Origin of the sequence: Thermogemmatispora sp. (assembly GCF_019683755.1) — a bacterium.
In the GTDB taxonomy this organism is placed as follows: Bacteria; Chloroflexota; Ktedonobacteria; order Ktedonobacterales; family Ktedonobacteraceae; genus Thermogemmatispora.
Window position 1 is genome coordinate 1 of record NZ_JADGHT010000206.1, and the last position, 8,486, is coordinate 8,486.

Annotated in this window: 13 protein-coding genes; 4 read left to right on the forward strand and 9 right to left on the reverse strand. The window is 61.6% G+C overall.

Going from position 1 to position 8,486, the window contains the following annotated elements; all coding sequences use genetic code 11:
• Window positions 1-525: 525 nt before the first annotated feature.
• From IRZ24_RS13240 to IRZ24_RS13250, 3 genes are all read right to left on the reverse strand, one after another.
• Window positions 526-780 carry a hypothetical protein gene (locus tag IRZ24_RS13240; protein ID WP_297165015.1) on the reverse strand — a complete coding sequence of 85 codons (255 nt, stop codon included), beginning with the start codon at window positions 778-780 and terminating at the stop codon, window positions 526-528.
• Window positions 731-1,075 carry a hypothetical protein gene (locus IRZ24_RS13245; RefSeq protein WP_297165017.1) on the reverse strand — a complete coding sequence of 115 codons (345 nt, stop codon included), beginning with the start codon at window positions 1,073-1,075 and terminating at the stop codon, window positions 731-733. Before IRZ24_RS13245 ends, IRZ24_RS13240 begins: the two co-directional genes overlap by 50 nt.
• 98 nt (window positions 1,076-1,173) lie before the next feature.
• Complete coding sequence (locus IRZ24_RS13250) at window positions 1,174-1,755, reverse strand: transposase (protein WP_366914291.1); 582 nt, start codon at window positions 1,753-1,755, stop codon at window positions 1,174-1,176.
• On the opposite strand from IRZ24_RS13250, the gene IRZ24_RS13255 reads away from it, so the two are divergent.
• Window positions 1,694-1,921 carry a hypothetical protein gene (locus IRZ24_RS13255; RefSeq protein WP_162179573.1) on the forward strand — a complete coding sequence of 76 codons (228 nt, stop codon included), beginning with the start codon at window positions 1,694-1,696 and terminating at the stop codon, window positions 1,919-1,921. The genes IRZ24_RS13250 and IRZ24_RS13255 overlap by 62 nt on opposite strands.
• Before the next feature lie 339 nt (window positions 1,922-2,260).
• On the opposite strand, the gene IRZ24_RS19835 is transcribed toward IRZ24_RS13255, so the two are convergent.
• Complete coding sequence (locus IRZ24_RS19835; protein WP_366914292.1) at window positions 2,261-2,404, reverse strand: helix-turn-helix domain-containing protein; 144 nt, start codon at window positions 2,402-2,404, stop codon at window positions 2,261-2,263.
• A 224-nt stretch (window positions 2,405-2,628) separates the two neighbouring features.
• On the opposite strand from IRZ24_RS19835, the gene IRZ24_RS19840 reads away from it, so the two are divergent.
• Entirely contained in the window at window positions 2,629-2,850 is a 222-nt protein-coding gene (locus IRZ24_RS19840) for a helix-turn-helix domain-containing protein (RefSeq protein WP_366914293.1), read from the forward strand.
• A gap of 459 nt (window positions 2,851-3,309) precedes the next feature.
• Here the strand turns inward: IRZ24_RS19840 and IRZ24_RS13260 are convergent, their stop codons facing one another.
• Window positions 3,310-3,654, reverse strand: coding sequence for a hypothetical protein (locus IRZ24_RS13260; protein ID WP_297165024.1), 345 nt, complete (start codon window positions 3,652-3,654; stop codon window positions 3,310-3,312).
• 81 nt (window positions 3,655-3,735) lie between these two features.
• Here IRZ24_RS13260 and IRZ24_RS13265 point away from each other — a divergent pair, with 81 nt between their 5' ends.
• Complete coding sequence (locus IRZ24_RS13265; protein WP_297165026.1) at window positions 3,736-4,479, forward strand: tyrosine-type recombinase/integrase; 744 nt, start codon at window positions 3,736-3,738, stop codon at window positions 4,477-4,479.
• Window positions 4,480-4,641: 162 nt separating this feature from the next.
• Window positions 4,642-5,667, forward strand: coding sequence for a 3'-5' exonuclease (locus tag IRZ24_RS13270; protein ID WP_297165028.1), 1,026 nt, complete (start codon window positions 4,642-4,644; stop codon window positions 5,665-5,667).
• Between the two features lie 191 nt (window positions 5,668-5,858).
• Here IRZ24_RS13270 and IRZ24_RS13275 read toward each other — a convergent pair whose 3' ends face one another.
• The 4 genes from IRZ24_RS13275 to IRZ24_RS19845 all read right to left on the reverse strand — a co-directional run bounded on the left by IRZ24_RS13275 (window position 5,859) and on the right by IRZ24_RS19845 (window position 8,396).
• Complete coding sequence (locus tag IRZ24_RS13275; RefSeq protein ID WP_297165029.1) at window positions 5,859-6,191, reverse strand: hypothetical protein; 333 nt, start codon at window positions 6,189-6,191, stop codon at window positions 5,859-5,861.
• A gap of 56 nt (window positions 6,192-6,247) precedes the next feature.
• The gene (locus IRZ24_RS13280; RefSeq protein WP_297165031.1) at window positions 6,248-6,496 is read right to left on the reverse strand and encodes a hypothetical protein; all 249 of its coding nucleotides are present in this window, start codon (window positions 6,494-6,496) and stop codon (window positions 6,248-6,250) included.
• Between the two features lie 440 nt (window positions 6,497-6,936).
• Window positions 6,937-7,809 carry a helix-turn-helix domain-containing protein gene (locus IRZ24_RS13285; protein ID WP_297165033.1) on the reverse strand — a complete coding sequence of 291 codons (873 nt, stop codon included), beginning with the start codon at window positions 7,807-7,809 and terminating at the stop codon, window positions 6,937-6,939.
• A gap of 377 nt (window positions 7,810-8,186) precedes the next feature.
• Entirely contained in the window at window positions 8,187-8,396 is a 210-nt protein-coding gene (locus IRZ24_RS19845) for a helix-turn-helix transcriptional regulator (protein WP_366914294.1), read from the reverse strand.
• Window positions 8,397-8,486: the final 90 nt, after the last annotated feature.

Below are 8,486 nucleotides of genomic sequence, written 5' to 3' on the forward strand. Positions count from 1 at the left end.
ACCCTGTCGCAGACGTTACCGCCGTTGGTCCAGGTGTCAGCTCCCTGGCCACACGTTCTGCTCTCTTCTCTTCTCATGAGGGCGTTTCCAAATCGAAGCCAATGGGGGCGTATGGCCCATTCGGGCAGAGACTAACTGTGCTCTTGTATCATCCTTACTTGCTGCCATCAGTTTGGACATGTCCTCAAGTTTTCTGTTGAGTCAAGACAGGTCTTCATCCCAGCCGCGCAAGCATTGCTCTGCGGCGGAGCCTCCGGGTGCGCGCTTGAGACGCGGGGTGGGGGCGTGGCCGCATTTCGGAGTCAATCTTCATGAAGGGGGGGCTACCACAGGACAAGGCAGGCCAGAGATCTGTGTAGCACGCTCGTGCGCGGCGCCAGGTGGCGCGGGGCTCGCGCTTTTTCAGGCTTCACAGCCAAGCTCTTGCATGGCTGCTTCTACCAGCTTTCCTACTTCTCTGGCTTGCCGATGATACGCTGGAAGATGCTCGTGAGTGAAGACCTGCAAGGCCAATGTCACGCATTGCTAGCCCTTGCGCAGAGCAGTGCATGTCGCCTGCTGGTCCCATGCTGCCAGGGCTTCCCCAAGGTCCAGATAGGTAAGTGCCAGATTGTATTGGGTTGATGCCCATTCAAACGGCATCTGCTGGTGGGTGTACACCTCCAGCGCCGCGCGGAAACAGGCCACCGCCTGCTCCTGGTTGGTCCGCAGATTACCCAGCGGGCGCAGGTTAAAAGCAATACCTATGCCAATCAGCGCGGCGGCATCTTTGCGGCGCATCAGGCTGCGCGCCAGGGTCCAGCGTTTCCACCCGCTTGACCACGTAGGGAAGGTGGGCACGCTCCCGCTCGGCCTGCGCCTCAGCCTTGCGCTTGCGCCGTGCGGCTTCTTCTGCCGTGCGGCGCTTCGTCACGTCGGTGCGAAACGTCACGAAGGTAAGCAGCCCTGCAAAGACGATGATGCCACCGGCCAACCAGGGATGGGCTAGTGCCTGGCCGGTCAGCGTCCAGGTGCGCGGGTCCGTTGCACCGCTGACGCCGGTGGTCACCAGTGCTTTAAGGAAATCTCCTATCAAAGCAAGGCCGACAAGGCCCTATACCCTACAATGATCTTCCAAACGGCCTGCTTGCCAGGCCGCCAAGGCGATTACCCAGAGGGCCGCATCCGTCGGGGCTACCCGAATGGCCACCGCCGACCAGCCAAAGACGGGAGGACGTTGTAACCGAAAAAAATGAAGGTACGTCCAAAGAAACGTTCGATGGAGGTGCGCTTGCCTGGCTCCTCGGCGGTCCAGGTGGGAGGCAGGCCATTCCGCCGTTTCTGGCGTTTGGGGTTCCACGGCAGGACGGCGCGGGTGCCCAGGACGGTGTGAATCCAGGCGATCAGTTTCAGGCCCCAGAAGCCAGCATCCAAATGGATCACGCGGGAGCGCACCTGGAAGAGGCGTACCGTCCAGGCGAGCAATGGGCGGGCCAGGGGCGCATCGTGGACATTGGCGGGTGAGGGCAGAAACAGGAGCGGCAAGCCGGTCCCACGACAGAGCAGAGTATGGACGCGGTAGCCTGACAGGAGCGGGCGGGAATGGCGGCCACCAGCTGGCCCTCCAGAGGATGACGGCCTTCCTTTGCCGTAAGAAGAGATCATCCAGTTCAGATTCAGTTTGCTGTTGTGGTTCTTTTGGGGGGTCTTTCTCGTGTTCCTGGTCTGGCTCTTCTTTGCTCCCCCACTCTGGATTGAGATCAGTGCTTCCCTCATCGCTGTGGCCCTGCTGGTGAGTGCTGCGCTCTGGAGGAATCCGGTTCCCGAGGAGAGGCTCGCTGCAGCCAGGCGGGAGATCGCTCTCTATCAGGCCAGAAGCGGCGAGTATGCCCCGCTCTCAGAAGAAGAGCGGCGGGCCTTGCTGCTGCAGCGCATCACTTGACTGATTCCCTGTCGCAGCGAGCAGCTCGCTTCGTACCACAGAGAGAGCAGCACAGTGCGATCAGAGGAGGCTGTCCCTTCCTGCTCAGGGCGAGGAAGAATCCGTAGGCTGTTCTCCTGAACAGGACTCCTGTTACTGATGACCGCTTTTGGGAGTCTATCGCTGGACACGGATCGAACGCTGCCAATAGATGCCTTGCCGCTCCGCATCTTCACCTTTACCCTGAGTCCTTATGCGTATCAGATCCATGAAGCCTATGCTGGTTCGCTGGTGCTCCTGGGGCTGGTGATTCCTGGCTTCGCTTCTGATTCGCTGGGTACTGCGCTGGCCCTTGCTAGATCAGCTCTGACGAGGCCACAAGAAAGATCCCTTCTGTTGCAACGCATGCCAGGCACGTTGCATGCGCCGCACACTTTCGTAGGAGACGCCGAACTGCGCTGCGACTTGGCGCAGGGAGACCCCTTGCTTCAGGAGGGCCAGCACATGGGGCCACTCGGAGAGAGGGATACGGAAGCGGGCAAGGCGGGCGGCATCGCTCCAGCGGTGCCTGGCAGGTGCCGGTGCAGCCTGGTCTTCCGAAGTCTCACTGCTGCAGGTCTCAATGTACTGATGGAGCCTGGATAGTGTCGACAGAGGGGTCGAATCCCGTCGGTTCCGCTTTCGGTAAAATGTCGGGGGACGCCTCCGTGACATCTTCCGATCTCGTCATGGAGGGTCCCTCCTCTGCTTTTCCTCCTCTCTCCCTCTCCACTCCCTCTCATCGTCATCGCCCTCGCTCTCCACGACCGCCGAACATCCCGCCGGAACGGTGGCCGGAGATCCGTCTGCGGGTCGCGCAGGGCCTGTCACTGCGCCAGGTCGCTGCAGAGTACCACACCTCCTATCAGACCATCTGGCGCATTGTGCACCGTCCTCTTCGGGACGGGTGAGCGCCTCTGATCCGCCTGCTGGCAGCGAGTGGTCCTTCCTGACCACCTTCCATTCCGCGTTCCCATTTCTTTCCCGTTCCCTTCCCAGGATGTTCCCCTCTCGTTCCCGCGGGGTTCCCGGGTCGCGCGGGTATGCTTGCTGTGTTGCAAATGTGCCGCGGCCTTGGGAAGGCGAAGCGCTGCCGCCGGCGCTTCCCCAGTCCCAAACCCAGAGCACACCCCCACTGAGGGCAGGAACAGGGGACGCCCATGGCTCTGTGCCTGGCCTGATCCTGACCTGGCCCGCACGGAGGGACAGCCCTCTGGAGCGCCGCCCCACACCATCCTGACCCAGGCCGCAGCGCCCTGCCTGCGCTGGTTGAGCCCCGCTCCCGCCAGGTCGGTACCCTGCTGGCTGGCTCGCTATCCAGGGATGCCAGGAACGCATCCTTTGCGCTCTCCAGACGGCTTCACCGCGGTCTAAACAGAGCGAGAGAAGAGAACGGGGGACTCGTCCCTTCCCCGCTCGCTGTCCAGAGGGAACAGGACAGCCCAGGGCCGCCGCCCTGCAGAGGGACGGACACGGTTGAACTCGTGGGATGGCAAGTCGTGCGGTGAAAGGAAGCACGAGCTGGCCTGGCAGCCACCAGCCAGCACCGCCGGAGCACCAGGAGCAGCATGCCCACGCATCGCAAGAGCCTGATCCGCGAAGCCATCGAGCGGCTCGACGGCCTGATGGCCATCGGCGAGAGCCGGCATACGGCCAAGCAGACCGCTCGTCAGCAGGGACAGCTCGCCTGGACCTGCTCCACGGGGCGCATCCACAGTTCCAAGACCCGCTCCGTCTATCAGGAGCAGGTGATCCGCTTCCTGAAGTGGGTGCGGGCCACGTCTGGGCTGCGCCGGTTGGCCGAGGTAGACGCGCACGCCGAGGAGCTGGCCACGGCCTATCTGCTGCGGGGAATAGAGACGGGCCTCTCGCCCTGGACGCTGGCGACGACCCGTTCCGCCCTGCGGCTCTTCTTTGGCGATCGGGGGCTGGCCGCCTCGGTCACACTGCCGCCCCGGCGGCGGGAGCTGATCCGGCGCTCGCGTGGCCCGGTGGCACAGGATCACGACCTGAACCCGGCCCACTGGCAGGAGCTGATCACCTTCCTGCGGGCGACCGGCTTGCGCCGGCGAGAAGTGGCGGCGCTGCGCGTGGCGGATCTCAACCTGGCGGCGGGGGTGGTGCTCGTGCGTCATGGCAAGGGAGGCCGCCCGCGGGTGGCGCCCGTGCTGCCGGGCGTGGAGGAGCTGCTGCAACGGCTGTGGGCAGGGCGCCGGCCCGAGGAGCGAGTCTTTGCACGCATCCCGTCCCATCTGGACGTGCACGCTCTGCGGCGCGAGTATGCGCAGGCGCTGTATCGGCTGCTGTCGGACCGGGAGCTGCCACCGGCTCGGGGCCGGCTGCGCCCAGCGGACGATGATCGGGCAGCCGTGGAGGCGGTGGCGTCGGCCCTCGGGCATCGTCGTGTGGAGGTGGTGCTGCGTCACTCCCTGCGCTCGCTGCCTCTGGGGATCGACTGCCGCCTCGGTGCAAGGCGACCCGACGCGCGTGTCCCAGTGGCGCAGGACTGTGCGCTGAACCCAGCCACTGGCAGGAGCTGATCCCCTGATCCTCCACCTCCAACAGCTCCCCTCCCTTGCTCCCGACCCACGACAGGGATCTCATGCCCACCCCTGCGCGCTGCCGCTCCCGAGGGACGACGTGCGTCGCTCCTCGGACTGCGGAAGCACGGCGCCGAAGTCATGAAGAAGGAGAGGTCAACGATGGCAGAACATCGGGAATATCAAGAACATCAGCTCGAACGGATTGCCACAGGATGGCGATGTAGCGTCTGCCACAAAACGTGGCAGGCAAAGCCTCGGACGGAGTGTGGGGGTCTGCGGGTGTTCGCGTACGCCCAGATTGACTGGGAGCGGCTGGCAACCGTCTCCGGCCTGCGCCGCCGGGGGTTGCGCCTGGCCCCGGGCCAGCAGCCCGCGGGCTGCTATGAGCGATCGGCGGGGCGCCCCCGGCAGGTGTTGCTCTACTGGGTCCATGAAGCAGCTTCCGCAAAGGCGCTGACGGAAGCGCAGCGGCAAGCGCTGGAACGGGCAAGGGAGGGCTGGCGCCAATGGCTCCTCTGCTCGAGCTGTGGGGAACCCATTGAGCCGAAGCGCCGCCGGCAGCGGCTCCGGCTTTGTTGGGCCTGTGAGGAAGCGCAGCGGGTGCGCCAGCAGCAGCAGGAGATACGGGCCTGGCTGCGGGAAGAGCTGGCCCGGGACATGGTTGTGCTGGACACGGAGACAACAGGCTTGCCCGAGGACCCGGGCTTTCAAGTCGTGGAGATCGCGGTGATTGATGGGAAGGGGAAGCTGCTCTTTCGTTCGCTGATCCAGCCGGATGCGCCTGTGACGCCAGGGGCGCGGGCCCGCCACGGGATCAGCGATGAGGCGCTCCAGCAGGCGCCACCCTTGACGGAGAGGTGGGGGGAGCTGTGTGCGGTCCTGGAGGGCTATGCCTCTATCTGGGCCTACCATGCGGAGTTTGATCGCCTGGCGCTGCTGGCCAGTGCCAGGCGCCACCGTCTAGAGATCCCTGGATGGCTGCGGGCGGAGAAATGGCACTGTGCGATGGAGCTGTATGCTCAATTGCAGGGGCTGGATTACTGGATGCCTCTTGAAAGGGTGTGTGCCAATGAGGGCATACCCGCGGGAGCGGGCTGGCATTCCGCGGAGCCGGACGCGCGGGCCGTGCTTGGGCTATTGCGGATGCTGGCCGGCGTCCCTGGGTTGGAGGAGGAGAAGACATGAGAGTGCCTTTCTTTTCTTTCAATATCCTCATGCGGATCGACACTAGCCACCTTGCGGCTTCTGGAGCAGTGTCAAAATCTGCCCCATCTGCTGCTTCGTTCAAAAGGAACCCGACACCCAACAAAAAAGGCGCCGATCCGGCGCCGCAATCAGGAGCTGGCCCTGGCCTGCAGAGGGCGAGGGCCAGGCCTCTACTCGTATTCAATCCCCATCTTCTGCATCATCTTGCGCTGGAAGGTGTTGAGCAAAGAGATGCTCTGCTGCTGCTCGTTGAGCCGCGCCTCCAGCGCACTGAGCCGCTGCTCGAAGCCGGCCATCCGGTTCTCGAAGCCGGCCATCCGGTTCTCGAAGCCGGCCATCCGGTTCTCAAACGTATTCATACGGATCTCCACCGCGTTGAGGCGGTGGCCCTGATCCCGCACCTCGGCGACCAACTGCTGCAACAGGCCGATGATATCCGTGAGCTGCCCGCTCACCTTCGTCTCAAAGGCGGCAAAGCGCTGCTCCAGTGATCCATGCTCCATCACGGTCTTCCTTTCTCCTGCTGGCCTCCTGCAGGTGCCATCTGGCAACCAGGCTTCTACTCGTATTCAATCCCCATCTTCTGCATCATCTTGCGCTGGAAGGTGTTGAGCAAAGAGATGCTCTGCTGCTGCTCGTTGAGCCGCGCCTCCACTGTCGTCACCCGGGCTTCCAGTGCCCCGAGCCGGTGGCCCTGATCCCGCACCTCGGCGACCAACTGCTGCAACAGGCCGATGATATCCGTGAGCTGCCCGCTCACCTTCGTCTCAAAGGCGGCAAAGCGCTGCTCCAGTGATCCGTTCTCCATTGGACGCTCTCCTCCTGAGAAGGCGCATGGCTGCGTTCTGACTCCCCTGTTGCCTCTACCTTACCATCCCGAGCCATCGCCGTCAACCCTTCCCGAGGCAAGGTGCTCCCTCTTGCTGCCGCTGGTGCCGCTGCTGCCGTTCGCTTCGAGCATCTCGGGACCCGGCTTCCCACGCAGCGATACTCGAAGGGCCTCGCCAGCCGCCGCAGGGCCACAGGGGCTGGCATCATGATCGCGCAACAGCGGTCACCGCTGACCGCTGTTGTGGGATGCTCGAAACGGGTTGACGGACGCCGCTCCTGATGCTACCCTAGAGAGGAAGCCGTCAGAACGTCGCCTAAGCTCGCTGAGGGATTGAAACACAAGAAGATCTGGACAGCGATCTCCGTCGAGCTGTCGTCGGAACGCTGCTCTAGCCCGCTCAGGGATTGAAACCGGCTCTACTCTTGGTGATCTGTCCTCCTGCCAGAAGTCTTTTGCCACTCGAGGAGGGCATTTCGATAACTATCCATCAAAGGAGCTCCAGACTCCTTTGTTGACAAGACGAACAGCCGGGTATCTTGGCGATCAAAGATAATCTCGTGGAACCCAAAATGCTGCAGCAATTTGATCCCTGCCCGCGTGGCCCCGACAGCAAGAATACGATCGATAAAAATTCCCCTGAGACCTAACCCAATGATAAAGGAAGCGAAGCGGCTGATAAGCTTCGCTCCATAGCGATGACGGAGAGAAACCGGCAAGGTTGGGGAGATACCTATTTCCATCAGATAAAGATCAATGTGCTTTCCTGGGGTATACTCCTCTACATCACTGGCATCAAGATTAACATCGCCCAGGACGAAAGAGATGTCCTCCCTCAGAGCTGCCCATAGACGCGGGGAGCCAGGAACAACCGGGAGAACCGAAACAATGCCGATGATGTCGCCTCCCCTATCTAACACATGAATGACCTCTGGATTTTTTTCCAACCATTGGCTCCACTTTCTCAGGAGGACCTCGTCAGAGGCTGGCCGCTGAGCATCAGGGAAAAGAAGTCTATTCAACCGGATACAGGCCAGGAGATCTTCAGGACGAGCCTGACGGAAATGAGCAGGCTCCTCCTCCTCCTCCTCCAGACTAAGAAAGGCCGAAAGTTCAGCCGCGAGCCGTTCCACGTCGCTCCTTCGGTAAAATCCATGATGACGGCCAGGGGGAAGCAGATACTGGATGCGGCCCTGTTCGACATATCGCCTAATCATCGCGCTGCTAAGATTTAGGAGTTTTTCTGCTTCCCGGAGCGAGATATAGCCTTTCGGCGGCTTCATTCTTGGCATGCTGATCTGTCTCCTCTCTGTTTCTCTTCTAATTGTATCAATTCTTACAAACCTTAGCAAGATAGCTTGACTTTCAGAGGGGCAGATGTTATAATTGAAACGTTAGTAACGATTGCTATATTACTTCGACATTACAAAGAGGCGCCCCCTTGGGCGCGGTCCTGCATGGCAGGTTCCGATCTCACGAACCCTGACAACCGAATACAGCATCGTACCAGCCGGGAGGTCGGCGCCCGCGGCCAAAGAGAAAGGGAGGAGGAGGCAGCCCGCGAATGGGCCGCTGCGGGCGGGCCTGCTGCTCAATCCCCCGATGAAGGGAGAGGCAGCAGCCGCAGCGGAGGCGTTCGGTCAGTAGCCTGGCGTTCTTTCCCCGATGATTAGCGAACAACAGGGATATTCAAATCCTCATAGGAAATCTCGCGTCCGAGGTATTTCCCCAGGATATTGCAAGCTCGCTGCGCGAGGGGAGCACGTACCCGGAGACCCTTCTCGATTTTTTCGATAGTCGCTCGACTCACCCTGGCTTCCGCAGCAAGTTGGCTAATTGTCAGCCCGGCTTTATTTCGTAATCTCTCAAATTCGGTCATATGTATCCTCACCCCATGCTCATGATAGCATAGGATTGCAAAATTTTTAATCCTCTGGCAAAAATCGGCCCATCTTCCCCTTGACAAAGA

Excerpts from the sequence above, each read along its gene's own strand:
- IRZ24_RS13270 (WP_297165028.1), top strand. The coding sequence starts at position 4,642 with ATGGCAGAACATCGGGAATATCAAGAACATCAGCTCGAACGGATTGCC.
- IRZ24_RS19845 (WP_366914294.1), bottom strand. The coding sequence starts at position 8,396 with ATGACCGAATTTGAGAGATTACGAAATAAAGCCGGGCTGACAATTAGC.
- IRZ24_RS19840 (WP_366914293.1), top strand. The coding sequence starts at position 2,629 with ATGGAGGGTCCCTCCTCTGCTTTTCCTCCTCTCTCCCTCTCCACTCCC.
- IRZ24_RS13250 (WP_366914291.1), bottom strand. The coding sequence starts at position 1,755 with ATGAGGGAAGCACTGATCTCAATCCAGAGTGGGGGAGCAAAGAAGAGC.
- IRZ24_RS13280 (WP_297165031.1), bottom strand. The coding sequence starts at position 6,496 with ATGGAGAACGGATCACTGGAGCAGCGCTTTGCCGCCTTTGAGACGAAG.
- IRZ24_RS13240 (WP_297165015.1), bottom strand. The coding sequence starts at position 780 with ATGCGCCGCAAAGATGCCGCCGCGCTGATTGGCATAGGTATTGCTTTT.
- IRZ24_RS13285 (WP_297165033.1), bottom strand. The coding sequence starts at position 7,809 with ATGCCAAGAATGAAGCCGCCGAAAGGCTATATCTCGCTCCGGGAAGCA.
- IRZ24_RS13275 (WP_297165029.1), bottom strand. The coding sequence starts at position 6,191 with ATGGAGCATGGATCACTGGAGCAGCGCTTTGCCGCCTTTGAGACGAAG.